Here is a 21653-nt window from a genome sequence, read left to right on the forward strand (position 1 = left end):
GTCCTGCCGTCCGCTACTTGCGGGCCGAGGTGACCCGGTAGACGTCGTACACGCCCTCGACGCCGCGGACCGCCTTGAGCACGTGCCCGAGGTGCTTCGGGTCGCCCATCTCGAAGGTGAAGCGGCTCATCGCCACCCGGTCGCGGGAGGTCTGCACCGCCGCCGACAGGATGTTGACGTGCTGGTCGGAGAGGACCCGGGTGACGTCCGAGAGCAGCCGCGAGCGGTCCAGCGCCTCGACCTGGATGGCGACCAGGAAGACGGACGACTGGGTGGCCGCCCACTCGACGTCGATCATCCGCTCGGGCTGCTGGCTGAGCGCCTCCACGTTGACGCAGTCGGCGCGGTGCACCGAGACGCCGTTGCCGCGGGTGACGAAGCCGACGATCGGGTCGCCCGGCACCGGCGTACAGCAGCGCGACAGCTTGACCCAGACGTCCTCGACGCCCTTGACGATGACGCCGGGGTCGCCCTTGGCCCGGCGGCGCACGGCACGGCGGGTGTCGTGGGTCGGGGTGGCCGTCTCGGCGAGGTCCTCGGTGGCACCCTCCTCGCCGCCGAGCGCCTGCACCAGCTTCTGCACGATGTTCTGCGCGGCGACGTGGCCCTCGCCGATCGCGGCGTACAGCGAGGAGATGTCGGGGTAGCGCATCTCGTGGGCCAGGGTGACCAGCGAGTCGCCGGTCAGGATCCGCTGGATCGGCAGGCCCTGCTTGCGCATCGCCCGGGCGATGGCCTCCTTGCCGTGCTCGATCGCCTCCTCGCGGCGCTCCTTGGAGAACCAGGCGCGGATCTTGTTACGGGCGCGCGGGGACTTGACGAAGCCCAGCCAGTCCCGGGAGGGGCCGGCGTTCTCCGCCTTGGAGGTGAAGACCTCGACGCTGTCGCCGTTCTCCAGGGTCGACTCCAGCGGCACCAGCCGCCCGTTGACCCGGGCCCCTATGCAGCGGTACCCGACCTCGGTGTGGACGGCGAAGGCGAAGTCCACCGGGGTGGCGCCGGCCGGCAGCGCTATCACGTCGCCCTTGGGCGTGAAGACGAAGACCTCGTTGTTGGAGAGGTCGAAGCGCAGCGACTCCAGGAACTCGCTCGGGTCCTCGGTCTCCTTCTGCCAGTCCAGCAGCTGCCGCAGCCAGGCCATCTCGTTGACGGCGCCGGCCTTGTCGTCCTTGCGGGCCTGGGTGGGGGTGTCGGTGCGGACCTTGGAGGCGCCGGCCACCGCGCGCTGCTTGTACTTCCAGTGCGCGGCGATGCCGTACTCGGCCCGGCGGTGCATGTCGAAGGTGCGGATCTGGAGTTCGACGGGCTTGCCGCCGGGGCCGATCACCGTCGTGTGCAGCGACTGGTACATGTTGAACTTGGGCATCGCGATGTAGTCCTTGAACCGCCCCGGCACCGGGTTCCACCGTGCGTGGATGGTGCCCAGCGCCGCGTAGCAGTCGCGGACGGTGTCGACCAGGACCCGGATGCCCACCAGGTCGTAGATCTCGGCGAAGTCCCGGCCCCGGACGATCATCTTCTGGTAGACCGAGTAGTAGTGCTTCGGCCGGCCGGTGACGGACGCGGTGATCCGGGCGCCGCGCAGGTCGCCCTGGACCTGGTCGATCACGGTCGCCAGGTACTCGTCCCGCTTGGGCGCGCGCTCGGCGACCAGGCGGACGATCTCGTCGTACATCTTGGGGTAGAGGATCGCGAAGGCGAGGTCCTCCAGCTCCCACTTGATGGTGTTCATGCCCAGCCGGTGCGCCAGCGGGGCGTAGATCTCCAGCGTCTCGCGGGCCTTCTTCTCCTGCTTCTCCCGCTTGAGGTAGCGCATGGTGCGCATGTTGTGCAGGCGGTCGGCCAGCTTGATCACCAGGACGCGCGGGTCCTTGGCCATCGCGACGACCATCTTGCGGACGGTCTCGGCCTGCGCGGCCTCGCCGAACTTCACCCGGTCCAGCTTGGTGACGCCGTCGACCAGCAGGGCCACCGAGTCGCCGAAGTCCCTGCGCAGGGTCTCCAGGCCGTAGTCGGTGTCCTCGACGGTGTCGTGCAGCAGCCCGGCCATCAGGGTCGGGGCGTCCATGCCCAGCTCGGCCAGGATGGTCGCGACCGCGAGCGGGTGGGTGATGTACGGGTCGCCGCTCTTGCGCTTCTGCCCGCGGTGCCACTTCTCGGCGACCGCGTACGCCTTCTCGATGTCCCGCAGCAGCGCCGGGTCGGCCTTGGGGTCGTTGGCCCGGATCGAGCGGAACAGCGGCTCCAGAACGGGGTTGAGCACGCTGGAGCGCTGGCCGCCGAGGCGGGCCAGGCGGGCGCGCATGCCGCCGGAGGAGGACGGGCGGCTCGCGGGAGCCACCGGACGCGAGGAGGTCGGCGCCGGACGTGCCGGGGTGGCCCCCGAGGGCGTGGGACGGTCTTCGGGGGCGGCCGCTGCGGCCGTGGGCACAACCTCGTCGGGCAAGGACACTCCTCGGGGCACCGGGCCGACCCCCCGTACGGCTGCCACCAACGCGGACAACCGGGAGGGGATGAATCTTCATGGTACCGAGCCGGGCGCTCCGGTGTTCAGCCGCCCGGGCCCGGACACGCTCCGGGCACGCGAAGGGCGGCGGTCGGATGATCCGACCGCCGCCCTCGTCCGTGCCTCGGCCCGTCTCCCGGCCCGCTCCCCGGCCCGTTCTCCGGACCGCTTCTCAGACCGTGACCAGCGTCTCCAGCGGGGCGGTGCCCAGGTGCCCGGAGAGCCGCTCGCGGCCGTCCAGGAAGCCCAGCTCCATCAGCACCACGACGCCCGCCAGCTCGGCGCCGGCCTCCTTCACCAGGTCCAGCGAGGCCCCGATGGTCCCGCCCGTGGCCAGCACGTCGTCCACCACCAGCACCCGCTCACCGGGCGCGAAGGCGTCGCACTGCACCTCCAGCGTCGCCTGGCCGTACTCCAGCTCGTACGAGCGGCGGAACACCTCGCCGGGCAGCTTGCCCTGCTTGCGGATCGGCACGAAGCCGAGCCCGGCCGCGAAGGCCGCCGGGGCCGCCAGCACGAAGCCGCGCGCCTCCAGGCCCACCACCTTGGTCGCACCGAGGGCCGTCGCCCGCTCCGCCAGCGCCCGGGTGAGGGCCGCGAAGGCCTCGGCGTCGGCGAGCAGCGGCGCGATGTCCTTGAACAGCACACCCGGCTTCGGGTAGTCCGGGACATCCCGGATCCGGCTGTTCAGCAGCTCGGCCAGTGCGGTGTCGGCGGTGGTCACGAAGTGTCCTTACGGTCGGTCGGAGGTCAGCGCTTGGTGGACGGACGGCCCTTGGCACGGGTGCCGCCCGCCCGGCCGCGCTGACCGACCATACCCGCCGGAAGGTCGCCGTCGGCGAACTCCTCACCCTCCGGCGTTCCGTCCCCGCCCTCGGCCGCGGCCTTGGCGTCCGCGGCGCGCCGCTGGGCGACCCGCTTGGCCAGCGCCTTCATGTCGGGCTGCTCCTCCTTGAGCTGCGCCAGCAGCGGGGTGGCGACGCAGATCGAGGAGTAGGCACCGGCGGCGAGGCCGATGAACAGCGCGAGCGAGATGTCGTTCAGCGTGCCGGCGCCCAGGATGCCGCCACCGATGAACAGCAGCGCCGCCACCGGGAGCAGGGCGACCACCGTGGTGTTGAGCGAGCGCACCAGGGTCTGGTTGAGGCCCGCGTTGGCCGCCTCGCTGTAGGTGAGCCTGTTCTGCTTGGTGAGCCCCTTGGTGTTCTCCTTCACGGTGTCGAAGACGACGACCGTGTCGTAGAGCGAGTACCCGAGGATGGTCAGGAAGCCGATCACCGTACCGGGGGTGACCTCGAAGCCCACCAGGGCGTAGACCCCGATGGTGATCAGGAGGTCGTGGATGAGGGCGACCAGGGCCGCCACCGCCATCCGCCACTCGAAGGCGATCGCCAGGTAGGCCGTCACCAGGACCATGAAGATGATCAGGCCGGTGAGGGCCTTGCTGGAGATCTGCTCACCCCAGCTGGGACCGATCACCTGGGTGTCGATCTCCTGGAGCGGAACGCCGAGCTCCTTGGACAGCTTGTCGGTGAAGACCGACGAGCTGACGTTCTCCTCGGAGGAGACCTGGATGCGGAACTTCTTGCCGTTGTCCACGGACTGCACCAGCGGGTGCGAGTGGACGATCTTGTCCACCGCCTCCTGCGTCTGCGAGATGCTCAGCCCGGGCTTGGAGACGGTGTAGACCGAACCGCCCTTGAACTCGATGCCGAGTTTCAGGCCCAGGGCCAGACCGACCGCCGCGACCAGCACGATCACACCGGAGATGCTGTACCAGAGCTTGCGGCGACCGACGAAGTCGAAGCTGACCTCGCCCTGGTAGAGCCGGTGGCCCAGATTGGAGAAGCGTGACACGGTGTCAGGCCCCCTTCACGGCGGCGGACGAGGGGGTACGGCGACGGCTGCTGCGCAGCGGCGGGCGGGCGCCCAGGCGCTTCGGGTCCAGACCGGACCACGGGTGGCCGTCGGAGAAGAACTTCCGGCGGGCCAGCAGCGTGATCAGCGGCTTGGTGAAGAGGAAGATCACGACGACGTCGAGCGCGGTGGTCAGGCCCAGCGTGAACGCGAAGCCCTGCACCTTGCCGACCGAGACCAGGTAGAGCACGGCGGCACAGAGGAAGGACACGAAGTCCGACACCAGGATGGTGCGCCGGGCACGCGGCCAGGCCCGCTGGACCGCCGGGCGCAGCGGGGCGCCCTCGCGGACCTCGTCGCGGATGCGCTCGAAGTACACGATGAAGGAGTCCGCGGTGATACCGATCGCGACGATCGCACCACAGACGGCCGGCAGGTTCAGCGCGAAGCCGATCCCCGCGCCGAGCAGGCTCATGATCGAGTAGGTCAGGATCGCCGAGACGATCAGACCGGCGATGGAGACCAGGCCGAGGCCGCGGTAGTACACCAGCGAGTAGAGGACCACCAGCAGCATGCCGATGGCGCCGGCGATCAGACCGGCCTGCAGCTGGTCGCCGCCGAGCTGCGGGGAGACGGTGGTGACGTCGTCCGTGGTGAACTCCAGCGGCAGGGCGCCGAAGCTCAGCACGTTGGCGAGGTTCTGCGCCTCGGCCTGGGTGAAGTTGCCCGAGATCACGCCCGAGCCGCCGGGGATGGCGCCGCGCACGTACGGGTGGGAGACGACCTGGCCGTCCAGCACGATGGCGAACTGGTTGGCCGGAGCGGCCTGGGGCGCCAGCTGGCCGGTGATCTTGGTGAAGGCGTCGGTGCCGGCACCGTTGAACTGCAGCTGGACCTGCCAGCCGGCACCCTGCTGGGTGTCGATGCTGGCCTGCGCCTTGGAGATGTCGGAGCCCTTCACCGCGACCGGGCCGAGGGCCAGCTTGTAGTAGACGCCGTCCTCGTCCTTCTGGGTGCAGGCGACGGTCGACTGTTCCTCGGACTTCTGCAGGTTCTGGCGCTGCTCCGGCTTGGAGCAGTCCAGGGCGGCGAACTGGGCGGCCAGCTCCGGCGGCACGGTGCCCTGGGTCATCGCGGCGGAGAGGTCCGGCGTGGTCGGGGCGGTCGCGGCGGCGCTCGGGGTCGCGGCGGGCGAACCCGAGGCGGCGGCGCTCGGGGCGGCGCTCGCGCTGCCGGTGGCGGCCGCGGACGGGCTGGCGTCGGCGGCGAGGGCCTCACCGACGGCGCGGCCCTGCTTGGTGGGGCTGGCGCTGCCTGTCGCGGCACCCGCCGAGGCGGAGGCCGACGCCGAGGGGCTCGCGCTCGGGGCGGCACTGCCGCTCGCCGAGGGGGCCGCACTCGGGGTCTGCGCCTGGACGCCGGTCGGGGCGAGGGCGAGGACCGGGCGGAAGTACAGCTTCGCGGTGGTGCCGACCTGGTCGGCCGCGTTCTGCTTGTCACCGCCCTTGGGGATGTTGACGATGATGTTCCGGTCGCCCTGGGTCTGGACCTCCGCCTCGGAGACACCCATCCCGTTGACGCGCTGCTCGATGATCCCGGTGGCGATGTCCATCTTGGACTTGTTGATCGCCTTGGGATCGGTCGACTTCGCGCTCAGCGTGATACTGGTGCCGCCTGCGAGGTCGATCCCCAGGCGGGGCTTGGTGTTGCCCGTCCCGAACATGAGGGCGACCAGTCCGACGGTGACCACCAGGATGAGGGCCAGCGCCCGCCCCGGGTAACCGTCGCGCGGGCGCGACTTGGGTGTTGCCACCTTGCTCGTTTCTCCCTGTCCATGCCACCTCCCCTACCGGACCCCCGTCCGGCTCGTGGCTGGACGGGGGCGTGGCGGATCTGCGGCCCTGAGATCCTGTGGACTCGCGGCACTGCGCCGCGCGACCGGGCGGGTGCCCGGCCGTACTACTTGCTCGCGGGAGCCCCGCCCTCGGCCTCGCCCTTGTCGGCGCCGTCCTTGGTGAGCGTCAGCGGCTTCTCGTCGACCGGCTCGGCGTCGGCGTCCTCGGCCTCCGGCTCCGGAAGCTCGTCGTCGGCCGGGCGGCCGTTGATGATCGCGTCGTACTCCGCCGGCTCCAGGACCGCCGCGATCGCGCTCTTGGTGAAGTGGGTCACCACGCCCGGCGCGATCTCGAGCTCGATGGTCTCGTCGTTCACCGCCTTCACCTGGGCGTACAGGCCGCCGATGGTACGCACTCCAGCCCCGGGCTCCAGCGCCGTCTGCATCTGCTGCATCTGCGACTGGCGCTTCTTCTGCGACCGGAACATGAGCACGATCGCGATGATCGGGAGGAGAAGGATGATGAGGTTCACTGCAGCCAGGGTCCTTTACGGGCCGCCGGCCGGCGGCCTGTGTGGTATTGGTCGGCCCGTCAGGTGAGAGGGGCGGTCCGGCGGAGTCTAGGCGACCCCGAACTGATCGGACAACGCCAAGCATCGCATCCTGCCGCCGAAAGTGGCGAGCCTCGGCCTGCACAGTTTCCCCGGGCTTCTCCCCCGGCTTCTCCCCGCGGACCTGCGCCGGGCCCTGGTACGCCCCTATCGTCCCGGTGTCACCCGTTCAGCCCTCGTCGGCCGGGAAAAGCTCCGACTGGGCCGGCAGAACGCCCCGAGTGGTCTGGACCGGAGGGGTCTGGAACGGCGGAGTCAGGCCGAGGTGCTGCCACGCGGCAGCGGTGGCGATCCGGCCCCGCGGGGTGCGGGCGAGCAGGCCCTCGCGGACCAGGAACGGCTCGGCGACCTCCTCGACCGTCTCGGACTCCTCCCCCACCGCGACCGCCAGGGTGGACAGGCCGACCGGGCCGCCGCCGAACAGCCGCAGCAGCGCGTCCAGCACCGCGCGGTCCAGCCGGTCCAGCCCTCGGGCGTCCACCTCGTAGACGTCCAGCGCCTGGGCGGCGATCTCCGGCGTCACCACGCCGTCGTGCCGGACCTGCGCGAAGTCGCGGACCCGGCGCAGCAGCCGGTTGGCGATTCGGGGCGTGCCGCGGGAGCGCCCGGCGATCTCCGCCGCGCCGGCCGGGTCGATCTCGACGTCCAGCAGCGCGGCCGAGCGGTGCACCACCCGCTGGAGCTCGGCGGGCGCGTAGAACTCCATGTGGCCGGTGAAGCCGAAGCGGTCGCGCAGCGGCGGCGGCAGCAGGCCGGCCCGGGTGGTCGCGCCGACCAGGGTGAACGGCGGCAGCTCCAGCGGGATGGCGGTGGCGCCCGGCCCCTTGCCGACGATCACGTCGACCCGGAAGTCCTCCATCGCCATGTAGAGCATCTCCTCGGCGGGCCGGGACATCCGGTGGATCTCGTCGAGGAAGAGCACCTCACCCTCGGTGAGCGAGGAGAGGATCGCCGCCAGATCCCCCGCATGCTGGATCGCGGGGCCCGAGGTGATCCGGATCGGGGCGCCCAGCTCGGCCGCGATGATCATCGAGAGGGTGGTCTTGCCGAGCCCGGGCGGGCCGCTGAGCAGCACGTGGTCGGGCGCGGTGCCGCGCTTGCGGGCCGCCTGGAGCACCAGGGACAGCTGCTCGCGGACCCGCTCCTGGCCGATGAACTCGTCCAGCTGCTTGGGGCGCAGCGCCGCCTCGACCGCCTGGTCCTCGCCGTCGGCGGCGGCCGTGACCAGCCGGTCGGCCGGGTCGGAGTCGTAGGAGCTCATGCCCCCTCCTCGCTTCGCTCGTCGGCGGCTTCGCCGGCGCCCCGCATCATGGTTTCCTCGCTGCGCTCGGCCACGACCCCCTCCTCGCTTCGTCCGCTCACTGCTGCGGGCTCCAATGTCGACAAGATGACAGGTGGTCAGATCGGTAAAGAGGTGCTCAGCGGGCCCGGTTGAGAGTCCGCAGGGCCGCCTTGAGCAGGGCGCCGACGTCGGTCACGGTCTGCGCCTCGGCCTCCGGAGTGACGGCGGTGACCGCCTCGTCCGCCTCGCGCGGCGCATAGCCGAGGCCCACCAGGGCCGCGTGCAGCTGGTCGCTCCACGGCGCCGGGCCGGCCGCGATCGGCTTCTGGGCGGGGACACTGCCGTGCGGGGCGCCCAGCTTGTCCTTGTACTCCAGCAGCAGCTTGGCGGCCTTGGCCTTGCCGATACCGGGGACGGCGATCAGAGCCTTCTCGTTCCCCGCGGCGACGGCGGCGCGCAGTTCGTCCGGGCGGTGCACCCCGAGCATCGCCTGGGCGAGGCGCGGGCCGACCCCGGGCGCGGCCTGGAGGATCTCGAAGACCGCCCGCTCGTCGTCGTCGGCGAAGCCGTACAGGGTGAGCGAGTCCTCCCGGACGACGAGCGAGGTGGCCAGCCGGACGGGCTCGCCGAGGCGCAGGCCGGCCGCGGTGTTCGGTGTGCACTGGACGGCCATCCCGACGCCGCCGACCTCGACGACGACGGTGCCGCCGGAGACGGCGGCCACCGGGCCCTGGACGAAGGCGATCATCGGGCGGCTCCTCGGGGGGCTCGGTAGGAGGACGGGCGGGCGGACGGACGGGCGGGCGCCGCCTTGGCCACGGCGGCGGCGATCCGGTCCGTCGCGCCGCCGCGCCAGATGTGGCAGATGGCCAGCGCCAGCGCGTCGGCGGCGTCGGCCGGCTTGGGCGGGGCGTCCAGCCGCAGCAGCCGCTGCACCATGGCGGTGACCTGGGCCTTGTCGGCCCGGCCGGAGCCGGTGACGGCGGCCTTGACCTCGCTGGGGGTGTGCAGGGTGACGGGGATGCCGCGCCGGGTGGCGCAGAGCATCGCGACCGCGCTGGCCTGCGCGGTGCCCATCACGGTGCGGACGTTGTGCTGGGCGAAGACCCGCTCGACGGCGACGAGGTCCGGCCGGTGCTCGTCGAGCCAGCTCTCCACGCCCTGCTCGACCAGCAGCAGCCGGGGCCCGATCTCCGCGTCGGCGGGGGTGCGCACCACACCGACCCCGACCATCTTCAGCGGCCGGCCCGGCGCACCGTCCACCACGCCGATCCCGCACCTGGTCAGACCCGGGTCCACACCCAGTACCCGCACGTCGTGCCCCGCCTCTCCTGATTCGCCGCTCGCCTCCGGGCGCCCGGACCCGATGCCGACACGACTCGCGCCGGCGCTCCTCCGGCACCTGTCGCCCGTCGCTCGCGGCATCGGCGCGCCCTTGGGCTCGCGGCGGGCCGCCCGCTCGCCGAGCGACCTGCGAAGGCTACCGCCCGGGTACGACAGACCCACCGACGACACCGGCCCGGTGGTCCCAGGGACCACCGGGCCGGACAGTGGGAACGATCACTCGGCGTCGAGCTGCGCACCGACCTCGTCGCTGATGTCGAAGTTGGCGAAGACGTTCTGCACGTCGTCGCTGTCCTCCAGGGCGTCGATCAGCTTGAGGATCTTGCGGGCGCCGTCGACGTCCAGCTCGACCTGCATGCTCGGGAGGAAGTTGGCCTCGGCCGAGTCGTAGTCGATGCCGGCGTCCACCAGGGCGGTGCGGACGTCGACCATCTTGGAGGCCTCGGAGACGATCTCGAAGGACTCGCCGAGGTCGTTGATCTCCTCGGGCTCCTGGTCGAGCACGACCTCGAAGAGCTTGTCCTCGTCCACGCCGTCGGCCTTGGGGACGATCACGACGCCCTTGCGGTTGAACAGGTACGAGACCGAGCCCGGGTCGGCCATCGAGCCGCCGTTGCGGGTCATCGCGACGCGCACGTCCGAGGCGGCGCGGTTGCGGTTGTCGGTGAGGCACTCGATGAGCACCGCGACGCCGTTCGGACCGTAGCCCTCGTACATGATCGTCGAGTAGTCGGCCCCGCCGGCCTCGGCGCCCGAGCCGCGCTTGACGGCGCGGTTGATGTTGTCGATCGGGACCGAGCTCTTCTTCGCCTTCTGGATGGCGTCGTAGAGGGTCGGGTTGCCGGCCGGGTCGCCGCCTCCGGTGCGCGCCGCCACCTCGATGTTCTTGATCATCTTGGCGAAGAGCTTGCCGCGCTTGGCGTCGATCACGGCCTTCTTGTGCTTGGTGGTAGCCCACTTAGAGTGGCCGGACATCGCCAGCTCCTTTACGTCGCCAAAGGGAAATGAACAGAAGAGATCTTACCGGTGCCGCCACCGGTGGACAGCACACGGTCAGCGTCCGGCGGCGAGGCGCTACCGCGCGGTGCCGACGGGCCGCTACCGCGCGGCCGCGGCGAGGTGCTCCTCGACCATCCGCACGAAGTAGCCGTGGACCCGGTGGTCGCCGGTCAGCTCGGGGTGGAACGACGTGGCCAGCAGGTTCCCCTGGCGGACGGCGACGATCCGGCTCTCCGGGCCGTCGGCCGCCGGCAGCTCGGCCAGCACCTCGACGCCCGCGCCGACCGCCTCGACCCAGGGGGCGCGGATGAAGACGCCGTGCACCGGCGCGTCGCCGAGGCCCTCGAAGGCGATACCGGACTCGAAGGACTCGTTCTGGCGGCCGAAGGCGTTGCGGCGCACCGTCATGTCGATGCCGCCGACCGTCTCCTGGTCGTCGCGGCCGTCCAGGATCTTGTCGGCCAGCATGATCATGCCGGCGCAGGTGCCGTACACCGGCATCCCGGCGGCGACGCGCTCGCGCAGCGGGTCCATCACGCCGAACAGCAGCGCCAGCTTGGACATGGTGGTGGACTCCCCCCCGGGGATCACCAGCGCGTCGACCTCGGCCAGCTCCTCGACGCGGCGCACCGGGCGGGCCAGCGCGTCGGCCTCGGCCAGCGCGACGAGGTGCTCGCGGACGTCGCCCTGCAGGGCGAGGACGCCGATGACTGGAGTGCTCACGGTCTCAAACCTTCTTCGATCGGTTCTTCGTGTGATCGCTGCCCCGGGCGGACGTTGCTCCGCTCCGGGCGATCGTCTTCTTCGGGCCGTCGTCGTCCGGGGGCCCGGCGCGGCGCGGCCCGCCGCGCGCCGAGGCGCTGCGGCGGGCCGACACCGGACGCGGGGTTGGACTACCAGCCGCGGTTGGCGTAGCGCTCGGTCTCGGGCAGGGTGTCGCAGTTGATGCCGACCATGGCCTCGCCCAGGTTGCGAGAGGCGTCCGCGATGATCTTCGGGTCGTCGAAGAAGGTGGTGGCCTTGACGATCGCGGCGGCACGCTTGGCCGGGTCGCCCGACTTGAAGATGCCGGAGCCGACGAAGACGCCCTCGGCGCCCAGCTGGCGCATCAGCGCGGCGTCGGCCGGGGTGGCCACACCACCGGCGGAGAACAGCACGACCGGCAGCTTGCCGAGCTCGGCGACCTCCTTGACCAGCTCGTACGGGGCGCGGAGCTCCTTGGCGGCGGCGTACAGCTCGTTGTTGTCGAAGCCGCGCAGCTTGGCGATCTCGTTCTTGATCTGACGCAGGTGGCGCACGGCCTCGACCACGTTGCCGGTGCCGGCCTCGCCCTTGGAGCGGATCATGGCCGCGCCCTCGGCGATGCGGCGCAGGGCCTCGCCCAGGTTGGTGGCACCGCAGACGAAGGGGGTGGTGAACGCCCACTTGTCGGAGTGGTTGACCTCGTCGGCCGGGGTCAGCACCTCGGACTCGTCGATGTAGTCGACACCGAGCGACTGCAGGACCTGGGCCTCGACGAAGTGGCCGATGCGGGACTTCGCCATGACCGGGATCGAGACCGCCGCGATGATCTCCTCGATCATGTTCGGGTCCGACATGCGCGCGACGCCGCCGTCCTTGCGGATGTCGGCCGGAACCCGCTCCAGCGCCATGACGGCGACAGCGCCGGCGTCCTCGGCGATCTTGGCCTGCTCGGCGTTGACCACGTCCATGATCACACCGCCCTTGAGCTGCTCGGCCATGCCGCGCTTCACCCGGGCGGTGCCGATCTGCGGCTGGTCTGCGGTGGTGGGGGTGGTGGACACGTGAGACCTCACTCGAAGATGAACCAGTGCTATCGCCCTATGGTAGGCGGAAGAAACCGTCACTCCATGCGCCATCAAGTCCAGGCGGGCCGACGGGATACGACAAACAGGCCGGATCCGGACCATCCCGCCGCACCCCGTGGGAGAAGCGGCCCGGGGCCGGACGCCGACCGTTCACACACCGAAAGCAGGCCGTGCGCCACCCGGCTCAGGCCGGAGCGCCCTCGGGGGTCAGCGCCGGCGGCGGCGCGTCGTCCATCTCGAACGCCATCGGGAACGGCGCGCGTCCGGCCAGCCGGAAGTAGCGCACCAGCCGGTGCTCCCGCACCGCCCGGGCCGCCCGCACCGCGTCGTTGTGGAACCGCCGGGCCATCGGTACCCGGCGCACCGCGGCGGTGAGCTCCTTCACCGCCTCCTCGCCGCCCGGCTCGGCCACCAGCACGGCGACCTGCTCCGGCTCGGCCAGCACCGCCCGCAGCGCCATGCTGAGCTGGCTCTCCGCCACCTCGCGCTGCTCGTCGTCGGCCTGCCGGGCCACGTGCGCGGCGTCCAGCAGCAGCAGCGAGGCCGCCGGGTCCAGCAGCGAGGAGGTGGCCAGCTCGATCGCGACCGACGCCCGGCGGACCAGCTGCGCGTCCAGCGCCGCGCGGGCGGCGTCGATGCGGGCGTGCAACCGGTCCAGCCGGCCGGCCGTCCAACTCAGGTACATGCCGAACAGCACCACGGCCACGCCGGCCCAGATCCAGGTAGTCACGGGGCGCTACGCTACCGGGTGCCCGCGGCCCGGCCGCCGGGTGGCCGCGGCTCAGCCGCCGACGGTCGCGCTGCGGTAGCTGTCCCGGTCGATGTCCGAGATGTTCACGGCCGTGAACAGCCGGGCGCCGGCCGCCGGGACGACCCGCTCCGCCAGCAGCGCCAGCACGGCGTCGCTGAGCGCCGCCTTGGCCTCCGCGGTGCGCCCGGGGAAGATCTGGAACTCCACGTACACCTGGGCGTCCGGGCCCTCGCTCTCGCCCACCACGAAGCCCTGCACCTCGCGGAAGACGGTCTTGCAGGCCTCCGGGGTCGCGTTGATGGTCTTCACGGCGAGCCGGTTGATGGCCAGGCCCAGCTCACGGCGGTCGAACGCGCCGGCCAGCTCGGGCGAGTAGTCGACGGAGATCTGCGGCATCGGTGCCTCCAGGGGTCACGGTGATCACTACGGTCCGGCAGACCTCAACCACCGCGGCCCGCGGTTGCTTCCCGCGCCGCGGGATCAGTCCCGGGCCAGTCCGAACCGGCCGCGCCGGCCGCCGCGCTCGTCCTCCTCGACCACGGCCGCCGCACCCGCCGCCACCGTCTCGTACACCGCCAGGATGTCCGCGGCCACCGTCGACCAGTCGAACCGCCGGACGTACCGGGACGCCGCCTTGCTCAGCTCCGCCAGCCGGCCCGGGTCCCCCAGCAGCCGCAGCGCCGACCGGGCCAGCGCGTCCGCGTCCTCCACCGGGAACATCTCGCCCGCGTCCCCGCCGTCCAGCACCTGCTTGAACGCGTCCAGGTCGCTCGCCAGCACCGGCGCACCCGCCGACATCGCCTCGACCAGGATGATCCCGAAGCTCTCGCCCCCGGTGTTCGGCGCCACGTACAGGTCGACGCTGCTCAGCAGCCGGGCCTTCTCCCGGTCGCTGACCATGCCGAGGAACTCCACCTGCTTGCGGACCTCCGGCGCCAGCCCGGCGACCGCCTCCTCCTCGTCGCCCTTGCCCGCCACCAGCAGCCGCACGCCCGGCCGCTCGGCCAGGATCTTCGGCAGTGCGGCCAGCAGCGTCGGCAGGCCCTTGCGCGGCTCGTTGATCCGCCCGACGAACCCGATCGTGCCGGGCTCGCCCGCCGCCGCGCCGCCCGTCCAGCGCGGGTCCGGCTCGGCCTCGGCGAAGAAGCCGACGTCCACGCCGTTGGGGATCACCACCGGGTCCCCGCCCAGGTGCTCGACCAGGGTGCGGCGGGCGTACTCGCTCACCGCGATCCGGGCCCGGATCTTCTCCAGGCCCGGCTGCAGGATCGGCGAAGCAGCGATCATGAAGCGCGACCGCGGGTTGGAGGTGTGGAAGGTGCCGACCATCGGCCCGGTCGCCGACCAGGCAGCCAGTATCGACAGGCTCGGTGCGACCGGCTCGTGGACGTGCAGGATGTCGAACGCGCCGTCGTGCAGCCACCGCCGCACCCGGGCCGCGGACAGCGGGCCGAAGCTCAGCCGCGCCACCGACCCGTTGTACGGAACGGCCACCGACCGCCCGGCCGAGACCACGTACGGCGGCAGCGCCTCGTCGTCCTCGGCGGGCGCCAGCACCGACACCTCGTGGCCGAGGCCGATCAGGTGCTCCGCCAGGTCCCGGATGTGGAACTGCACCCCGCCGGGGACGTCCCAGTCGTACGGGCAGACGATGCCGATCTTCACTGATTCCTCGTGTTCCTCTAGGTTCGCCGTCAGGGCCCGGAGGCCTCGGCGGCGGGCTCGCCGGCCGGCTCCGCGACGGGCTGGACGGCCGGGCCGGCCGCGGGTGCCTCCACCGTCGCACGGACCGGGAGGTCGGCCAGCCAGAACCGCTGCAGCATGTGCCAGTCCCCGGGGTGCTCGCGGATCGCCTGCTCCCAGACCTCCGCCATCGCCTGCACCATCAGCCGGGTCTTCTCCTGGCGGTCCCCCTGCGCCGGCACGGGCACCTCGGGGTGGATCCGCGCCCGCATCACCGGGCCGTCGTACCAGAGCGACACCGGCAGCAGCGCCGCCCCCGTCCGCTGGCAGAGCGCCGCCGGCCCGGCCGGCATCCTGGTCGCCTCGCCGAAGAAGGACACCCCTATGCCGGCCTCCGAGAGGTCCCGGTCACCGACCAGGCAGACCAGCCGCCCCTCGCGCAGCCTCCGGGCCAGCGTGCCGATCACATTGCCCCCGCCGCCGGTCAGCGCGAGGACCTCCATGCCCAGGCTCTCCCGGAACGCCACGAAGCGGTCGAACAGCTTCTCCGGCTTCAGCCGCTCCGCGACCGTCGTGAACGGGTACCCCTCCAGCGCCACCCACGCGCCCGCGAGGTCCCAGTTGCCCATGTGCGGCAGCGCTATCACCGCGCCGCGCCCGGACTCCATCGCCTCCCGCAGCTGCTCGAAGCCCTCGACCTGCACGTCCCGGGCCACCCGCTGCCGGCTCCACACCGGCAGCCGGAAGGACTCCATCCAGTACCGCATGTACGAGCGCATGCCGGCCCGCGACAGCTCCCGCAGCCCGGCCTCGTCCAGCCCCGGGCGCACCCGCCGCAGGTTGGCCTCCAGCTGCAGCACCCGCTTGCCGCGCTTGCGCCACGCGAAATCGGCCAGCCTGTCGAACAGGCCGGACGCGGCCGGCTCGGGCAGGTGCTTGAGCACCGCCCAGCCCAGCGCGTACGCCGAGTACACCAGTCGGTCCTTCACCGCAGGCCCGCTCCCCTTCAGCTCCCGGCCGCCACTCGGTCGGCCTCGAACGCCTCCCGGCGCACCGTCAGCATCCGCTGGAACACCGTCACCAGGCTGCCCGCCGCCACCAGCCACAACGCCACCGGCAGCAGCCACTCCACGTACGGCACACCGAACGTGTGCAAACCCGCGATCCCGGCCCCGACCAGGCTGATCACCAGCCGCTCGGCCCGCTCCACCAGCCCCGACACGTCACACGGCAGTCCCTGGCTCTCCGCCCGGGCCTTGGTGTACGACACCACCAGACCGCTCGCCAGCGAGAAGATCGCCACCGCGCAGAGCAGATTGTTGTCGCCCTTGCCCGCGTACCACATGGCCAGGCCGCCGAAGATCGCCGAATCCGCCACCCGGTCCAGCGTGGAGTCCAGGAACGCCCCCCACTTGCTGGTCCGGCCCAGCTGCCGGGCCATGTTCCCGTCCACCAGGTCCGAGAAGATGAACAGCGTGATCGTGATGGTGCCCCAGAAGAACTCCCCGCGCGGGAAGAACACCAGCGCACCGGCCACCGAACCGGCGGTACCGATCAGCGTCACGGCGTCCGGGCTCACACCCAGCCGGATCAGGAACGCGGCGAACGGGGTCAGGACACGTGTGAAGAAGGCACGCGCGTATTTGTTGAGCATGGCCTTCCCGACCGCTCCGATCTCCCTGGTACCCGCCTGCGGCAGAGTGCGCGGCAGACGGCCGGACGGATCAGCCCATCCGGCGCACCCATCGTAGCCACGCCGACGACACCCTCCGGCGCACGCCACCGTCCTCCCGCCCCCGCACCCCGCCGGCTCGTCACCCCCGGTGCGCGGACCCACACGAACGGTCATCACGGGCGCGCGCATGCGGCGCGGATCGCCGGACCCGCACCTAGACTTTCAACGACAGTCTCGGCGCGACGGGAGGAGACCCCGATGCCCGACCGCAGCACCGCACGAGCCGGCCAGGCGCCCACCGTCACCGGCCCAGGCCACCTGCGCAACGTCGTCCTCATCGGCTGCAGCGGCGTGGGCAAGACCACCCTCGCCGAATCCCTCGCCCTCACCGCCGGCGCCGTCAACCGCGCCGGCCGCGTCACCGACGGCAACACCGTCTCCGACCACGAGGAGATCGAGCACCAGCAGCAGCGCTCCGTCCAGCTCTCCGTGCTCCCCCTCGAATGGCACGGCATCAAGGTCAACCTGCTCGACCCGCCCGGCCACCCCGACTTCACCGCCGACCTGCGCGCCGCCCTGCACGCCGCCGACGGGGCCGTCTTCGTCGTCTCCGCCACCGACCCCGTCACCGCCCCCACCCGCGCACTCTGGCGCGAGTGCGCCGCCGAAGGCATCCCGCGCGCCATCGCCGTCGCCAAACTCGACGTCGCCCGCAGCGGCTTCGACGAGATCCTCGCCGCCTGCCACGATGCCTTCGGCCTCGGACCGGACACCCTACGCCCGCTCTTCCTCCCCGTCCGGCACGACGGCCGCACCGACGGCAGCGTCGACCTGCTCACCGGGCACACCTACGGCCAGGCCGACCCGCTCCCCGACACCGGCCCCGCCCGGGACAGCCTCGTCGAGGCCATCTCCGGCCAGGACGACACCCTCATGGAGCGCTACCTCGCCGGCGAACCCCTCGACACCGACGCCCTCGAAGCCGGCCTGCGCCGCGAGATCCTCGCCTGCACCCTCCACCCCGCCGTCCCCACCGACGACAGCGGCCTCGGCGCCACCGAACTCCTCGACCTCATCACCACCTCCTTCCCCGACCCCACCGAGCGCACCCGCCCCGGACCCGAGTGCGACCCCGAAGCCCCGCTCGCCGCCCAGGTCGTCCGCGTCACCGGCGACGCCTACGTCGGCCGGATCAGCCTGCTGCGCATCTACGCCGGCACCCTGCGCCCCGACACCCGGATCCACCTCGCCGGCCCCGACCACCCCGCCGACCAGGACGGCGACGAACGCGTCACCGGCCTCACCAGCCCCTTCGGCAAACTCCAGCGCCCCGTCCCGCACGCCGTCGCCGGCGACCTCGTCTGCGCCGCCAAACTCACCACCGCCCGCGCCGGCGACACCGTCCACGAACCCGGCCACCCGGTGAAGCTCGACGGCTGGACCGTGCCCGAAGCACTGCTGCCCATCGCCATCGAGGCCCACAGCAAGGCCGACGACGACAAGCTCTCCCAGGCCCTCGCCCGGCTCGTCGCCGAAGACCCGGCCCTGCGCCTGGAACAGAACCCCGACACCCACCAGCTGGTCCTCTGGTGCACCGGCGAGGCCCACGCCGAGGTCGTCCTCGACCGCCTCCGGGGCCGGCACGGCGTCCACGTCGACACCGTCGAACCCAGGGTCGCCCTGCGCGAGACCTTCGGCACCGCCGCCGCCGGCCACGGCCGCCTGGTCAAGCAGTCCGGCGGGCACGGCCAGTACGCCATCTGCGACCTGGAGGTCGAACCCCTCCCGGCCGGCGCGGGCTTCGAATTCCAGGAGCACGTCGTCGGCGGCGCCGTCCCCCGGCACTTCATCCCCTCCGTCGAGAAGGGCATCCGCGCCCAGCTCGCCAAGGGCGTCTCCACCGGCTACCCGCTCGTCGACGTCCGGGTCACCCTCACCGACGGCAAGGCGCACTCCGTCGACTCCTCCGACTCGGCCTTCCAGACCGCCGCCGCCCTCGCCCTGCGCGACGCCGCCGAACACGCCGTCATCCGGCTGCTCGAACCCGTCGCCGCCGTCAGCGTCCTGCTGCCCGACGACTACCTCGGCGCCGTCCTCACCGACCTCGGCGCCCGCCGCGGCCGCGTCCTCGGGACCGAGACCGGCGGCCCCGCGCTCACCCTGCTGCGCGCCGAAGTCCCCGAACTCGAACTCGTCCGGTACCCCGTCGACCTGCGCTCACTCACCCACGGAACGGCCGAGTTCTCCCGCGCCCACCTGCGCCACGAACCCATGCCCGCCGCCCTCGCCGCCCGCCACACCGGGGAGAAGTCCTAGGTCGGACCCCGCCTAGCGCTGCGGCAGCGCGCAGGCCGGCGTGCCTCCGGGCATCCGGTGCCGGTTCTTCGCCACCCAGCGGTACACCACGGCCGCGAGCGGCCGCACCGGCGCCAGCGCCAGCAACCCGCCCAGGTACGCCCACGCCCCGCCCGAACGCATCAGGAGCCGCGCCACCGCCTGCGCGCCGCCGTACACCCGGCCCGCCGGCGTCACCCAGAGCACCTCGCGCTCGGCCCGCTCCCAGGTGACCTCGCCGTGCCCGCCGGCCAGCGCGTCCAGCTCCGCCAGGTCCGCGAACTGGAACGGCACCGCCTCCCAGCCCCCCGAGGCCAGCGTCTGCCGCAGATACCGCTCGGCCCACCCCTTGCACGTCGTGCAGAAGGCGCAGTCACCGTCGAAGACCAGCACCGGATCCTTCACCGCAGCTCCCTCGGGTCGCTCCATGCGCCCATCGTGCCCCATTACGCCCCCCCGGCCGCCACCGGGGGCGTCGCGGCCCCCGAAGGTGGGCATCATGCCCGACAGGCCCGGTGTGGCCCGAACGTGACGGCACTTCAGACGATCATCCGCGCACCGGTACCGGGGCACGGTAACCTGCCGCTGACAAGGGGAGGAGGGGACGCCACCGTGACCACACTCGACATGACCCCGGGTGCGCAGATACCCCGGACGGACGCCGGCCCGCAGACCGCCGTCACCCAGGCGCTCTCCTCGACCGCCTACCGCGACGGCGAGGTCCACGAGTTCGTCGCGGCGGTCACCGACGCCACCGCGAAGAAGGGCCGCTTCGCGCTCTTCCGCCCCAACCTCGGCGAGGCCTTCAGCCGCGCCGTCATCGGGCGCGCCCTCGGCGGGGACCGCAAGCCGCTCGTCCCGTCGTTCGGCATCGACACCCGCCAGATCGTCGAGCACTGCCTCGCCGCCGACGACCTCCGGGCCGTCCGCGACCGCAGGCTCACCGGCGTCACCGTCGTCACCGGCGTGCTCTTCCTGCCCGGCACCCTGCTCTGGCTCGGTGCCTTCCAGCTCCGCGCCTGGCTCAAACGGGACAACCCCAAGAACGCCGCGGTCTACGGCGGCGTCGTCCTCGCCGCCGCGGTCGCCGTCGCCCTGCTCCTCGCGGTCAAGCCGCCCGCCGGCGGCCTGCTCGGCATCTACCTGCGCCTGGTCATGCTCGCCCCGATCGTCGGCTGGTACCTCGCCAAGCGCATCGTGCTCAGCTCCGCCCTGGACCTGCGCGCCCGCTGGCAGGCCCTCGTCGAGGGCAACGCCGTCGCCGCCACCGTCCCCAAGGCCGTCCCCCGCGACGACCTGGACAAGAAGGCCGCCGACCTGCGCGCCAAACTCGGCCGGCTGGAGTCCGAGCAGGAGACCAACATCCAGCACTACGCCGGCCGCAAGGGCATCCTCGGCGTCGGAAAGCGCTGGGGCGAGTGGCGTCTCGTGGACAACCTCCGCCCGGCCGAGGGCCACCTCGACTACCGCGCCTTCCACCCCTGGGACCTCGTCCGCAAGATCTCCGGCCACCTCAAGGCGCTCGGCATCAGCGACGTCGCCAACAGCGGGATCCCCGGCGTCGCCGTGAAGCAGTGGGTGGTGCTGGAGGTCGGCGAGGGCGCCGACGAGATCAGCCGTCCGGGCGGCGCCGACATGGACGGCGACCGGATGCGCGAGTTCGCCATCCAGACCATCGCCGACAAGCAGACCTTCCCCGGCGGCCCCCGGCACTACCTCGCCACCCAGTTCGTGACGCACGACGGCAAGCTGGTCATCACCTTCACCGTCACCGTCGTCCTGCTCGCCCACACCATGAACATCACGGTGGCCGGCTACGCGCTCGGACCGGTCAACGGCCTCTTCTTCGACAAGCCCAAGGACAAGGAGAAGACGGTCTCGAAGACCGTGAAGTTCTGGGAGGAGCAGACCGTCAAGCTCCCCCTGATCGACAACGACGAGGTGGTCCGCCAGGCCGTCCGCGCGCCCTTCTACCGGATCCCGGGCCTGCTCGCCTGGCTCGGCGGCGGCCTCGGCCTGCCCGAGCCGTTCGGCTTCCGGCACGCCTGGGCCGCGCCGCCGTGGAACACCCGGTCGATGACCGACAACGCGCTCAACGTCGCCGCCCCGGTGCTCAGCGCGGTCCACGCGGCCACGCTGGAGTTCCTGGAGGAGCACGACCTCGACACCGAGCGCTTCTTCAAGAACCGCGCCTCGATCATCAAGTCCGAGGTGCAGGGGAGCCGCCCGTACAAGGTCGACCAGTTGGACGCCGGCTGAGCGCACACGCCACGCGCAGGGGCCCGTCGCCGATTCCCGGCGACGGGCCCCTGCGCGTGTCCGGGCTCAGTCCTGCGGCCAGGCCTCGGCCAGCATCTTCCGGGTGTCCGCCAGCAGCTGCGGCAGCACCTTGGTGTGGCCGACCACCGGCATGAAGTTGGTGTCCCCGCCCCAGCGCGGCACCACGTGCTGGTGCAGGTGCGCCGCGATCCCGGCGCCGGCCGCCGCGCCCTGGTTCATCCCGATGTTGAAGCCGTGCGCCCCCGAGGCCGCCCGCAGCGCCGTCATCGCCTTCTTGGTGAACACCGCCAGCTCGGCGGTCTCCGCCTCGTCCAGCTCGGTGTAGTCGGCGACGTGCCGGTACGGGACGACCATCAGGTGCCCGCCGTTGTAGGGGTACAGGTTGAGCACCGCGAACACCGCGCTCCCGCGCATGACGACCAGCCCGTCCTCGTCGCTCAGCGACGGGATCGAGCAGAACGGACAACCGTCGTCCGGGGCCGGGCCGGTGGGCTTGTTCTCTCCCTGGATGTACGCCATCCGATGGGGGGTCCACAGGCGGCGGAAGCCGTCCGGCTCGCCGACGCCCCGCTGCAGTTCCGGCTCAGTCGTCATGCTGATCAGCATATTCGCCCGGCCGGGCTTGCCAAGCAGAGTGGGGCAGACTCCTGAGGAGCCTGCCCCACGCC

The 21653-nt window shown here is 72.1% G+C and carries 20 protein-coding genes; 2 read left to right on the forward strand and 18 right to left on the reverse strand.

The features are described from left to right. Positions 1-13: 13 nt before the first annotated feature. From ACZ5WK_RS02395 to pgsA, 16 genes are all read right to left on the reverse strand, one after another. Positions 14-2431, reverse strand: coding sequence for a RelA/SpoT family protein (locus ACZ5WK_RS02395; protein ID WP_465544355.1), 2418 nt, complete (start codon positions 2429-2431; stop codon positions 14-16). Positions 2432-2678: 247 nt separating this feature from the next. Beyond that, entirely contained in the window at positions 2679-3230 is a 552-nt protein-coding gene (locus ACZ5WK_RS02400; RefSeq protein ID WP_396321684.1) for an adenine phosphoribosyltransferase, read from the reverse strand. 26 nt (positions 3231-3256) lie between these two features. Further along, positions 3257-4363 carry a protein translocase subunit SecF gene (secF, locus tag ACZ5WK_RS02405; RefSeq protein WP_465544109.1) on the reverse strand — a complete coding sequence of 369 codons (1107 nt, stop codon included), beginning with the start codon at positions 4361-4363 and terminating at the stop codon, positions 3257-3259. 4 nt (positions 4364-4367) lie between these two features. Further along, a complete protein-coding gene (gene secD, locus ACZ5WK_RS02410) occupies positions 4368-6176 on the reverse strand; it encodes a protein translocase subunit SecD (protein ID WP_465544111.1) in 1809 nt (602 codons plus the stop codon). A 146-nt stretch (positions 6177-6322) separates the two neighbouring features. After that, positions 6323-6730, reverse strand: coding sequence for a preprotein translocase subunit YajC (gene yajC, locus ACZ5WK_RS02415; protein WP_465544113.1), 408 nt, complete (start codon positions 6728-6730; stop codon positions 6323-6325). Positions 6731-6977: 247 nt separating this feature from the next. Continuing rightward, on the reverse strand, positions 6978-8069 hold the full coding sequence (gene ruvB / locus ACZ5WK_RS02420) for a Holliday junction branch migration DNA helicase RuvB (protein WP_396321688.1): 1092 nt from the start codon (positions 8067-8069) through the stop codon (positions 6978-6980). A gap of 157 nt (positions 8070-8226) precedes the next feature. Beyond that, positions 8227-8838 carry a Holliday junction branch migration protein RuvA gene (gene ruvA, locus ACZ5WK_RS02425; protein ID WP_396321689.1) on the reverse strand — a complete coding sequence of 204 codons (612 nt, stop codon included), beginning with the start codon at positions 8836-8838 and terminating at the stop codon, positions 8227-8229. Then, positions 8835-9404, reverse strand: coding sequence for a crossover junction endodeoxyribonuclease RuvC (gene ruvC, locus ACZ5WK_RS02430; RefSeq protein ID WP_465544116.1), 570 nt, complete (start codon positions 9402-9404; stop codon positions 8835-8837). Before ruvC ends, ruvA begins: the two co-directional genes overlap by 4 nt. A gap of 246 nt (positions 9405-9650) precedes the next feature. After that, complete coding sequence (locus ACZ5WK_RS02435) at positions 9651-10409, reverse strand: YebC/PmpR family DNA-binding transcriptional regulator (protein WP_209410139.1); 759 nt, start codon at positions 10407-10409, stop codon at positions 9651-9653. A 123-nt stretch (positions 10410-10532) separates the two neighbouring features. Beyond that, positions 10533-11156 carry a pyridoxal 5'-phosphate synthase glutaminase subunit PdxT gene (pdxT, locus tag ACZ5WK_RS02440; RefSeq protein WP_396321691.1) on the reverse strand — a complete coding sequence of 208 codons (624 nt, stop codon included), beginning with the start codon at positions 11154-11156 and terminating at the stop codon, positions 10533-10535. Positions 11157-11326: 170 nt separating this feature from the next. After that, positions 11327-12238, reverse strand: coding sequence for a pyridoxal 5'-phosphate synthase lyase subunit PdxS (pdxS, locus tag ACZ5WK_RS02445; RefSeq protein ID WP_030258885.1), 912 nt, complete (start codon positions 12236-12238; stop codon positions 11327-11329). Between the two features lie 208 nt (positions 12239-12446). Continuing rightward, positions 12447-12947, reverse strand: coding sequence for a hypothetical protein (locus tag ACZ5WK_RS02450; RefSeq protein ID WP_396321817.1), 501 nt, complete (start codon positions 12945-12947; stop codon positions 12447-12449). 96 nt (positions 12948-13043) lie between these two features. Further along, complete coding sequence (locus ACZ5WK_RS02455) at positions 13044-13409, reverse strand: 5-carboxymethyl-2-hydroxymuconate Delta-isomerase (RefSeq protein WP_465544119.1); 366 nt, start codon at positions 13407-13409, stop codon at positions 13044-13046. Positions 13410-13493: 84 nt separating this feature from the next. Next, positions 13494-14678, reverse strand: a complete 1185-nt coding sequence (locus ACZ5WK_RS02460; protein ID WP_465544121.1) for a glycosyltransferase family 4 protein — start codon at positions 14676-14678, stop codon at positions 13494-13496. 29 nt (positions 14679-14707) lie between these two features. Beyond that, the gene (locus ACZ5WK_RS02465) at positions 14708-15685 is read right to left on the reverse strand and encodes a phosphatidylinositol mannoside acyltransferase (RefSeq protein ID WP_465544123.1); all 978 of its coding nucleotides are present in this window, start codon (positions 15683-15685) and stop codon (positions 14708-14710) included. A gap of 17 nt (positions 15686-15702) precedes the next feature. Then, on the reverse strand, positions 15703-16350 hold the full coding sequence (gene pgsA, locus ACZ5WK_RS02470; protein WP_396321695.1) for a phosphatidylinositol phosphate synthase: 648 nt from the start codon (positions 16348-16350) through the stop codon (positions 15703-15705). 279 nt (positions 16351-16629) lie between these two features. On the opposite strand from pgsA, the gene ACZ5WK_RS02475 reads away from it, so the two are divergent. After that, positions 16630-18687, forward strand: a complete 2058-nt coding sequence (locus ACZ5WK_RS02475) for an elongation factor G-like protein EF-G2 (RefSeq protein WP_465544125.1) — start codon at positions 16630-16632, stop codon at positions 18685-18687. Positions 18688-18699: 12 nt separating this feature from the next. Here ACZ5WK_RS02475 and ACZ5WK_RS02480 read toward each other — a convergent pair whose 3' ends face one another. Continuing rightward, the gene (locus ACZ5WK_RS02480; protein WP_465544127.1) at positions 18700-19134 is read right to left on the reverse strand and encodes a thiol-disulfide oxidoreductase DCC family protein; all 435 of its coding nucleotides are present in this window, start codon (positions 19132-19134) and stop codon (positions 18700-18702) included. Positions 19135-19317: 183 nt separating this feature from the next. On the opposite strand from ACZ5WK_RS02480, the gene ACZ5WK_RS02485 reads away from it, so the two are divergent. Next, entirely contained in the window at positions 19318-20964 is a 1647-nt protein-coding gene (locus ACZ5WK_RS02485) for a hypothetical protein (protein ID WP_465544129.1), read from the forward strand. A 66-nt stretch (positions 20965-21030) separates the two neighbouring features. On the opposite strand, the gene ACZ5WK_RS02490 is transcribed toward ACZ5WK_RS02485, so the two are convergent. Next, positions 21031-21591 carry an HIT family protein gene (locus ACZ5WK_RS02490; RefSeq protein WP_396321699.1) on the reverse strand — a complete coding sequence of 187 codons (561 nt, stop codon included), beginning with the start codon at positions 21589-21591 and terminating at the stop codon, positions 21031-21033. Positions 21592-21653 lie beyond the last annotated feature (62 nt).

The organism is Kitasatospora sp. NPDC032757 (assembly GCF_055579305.1).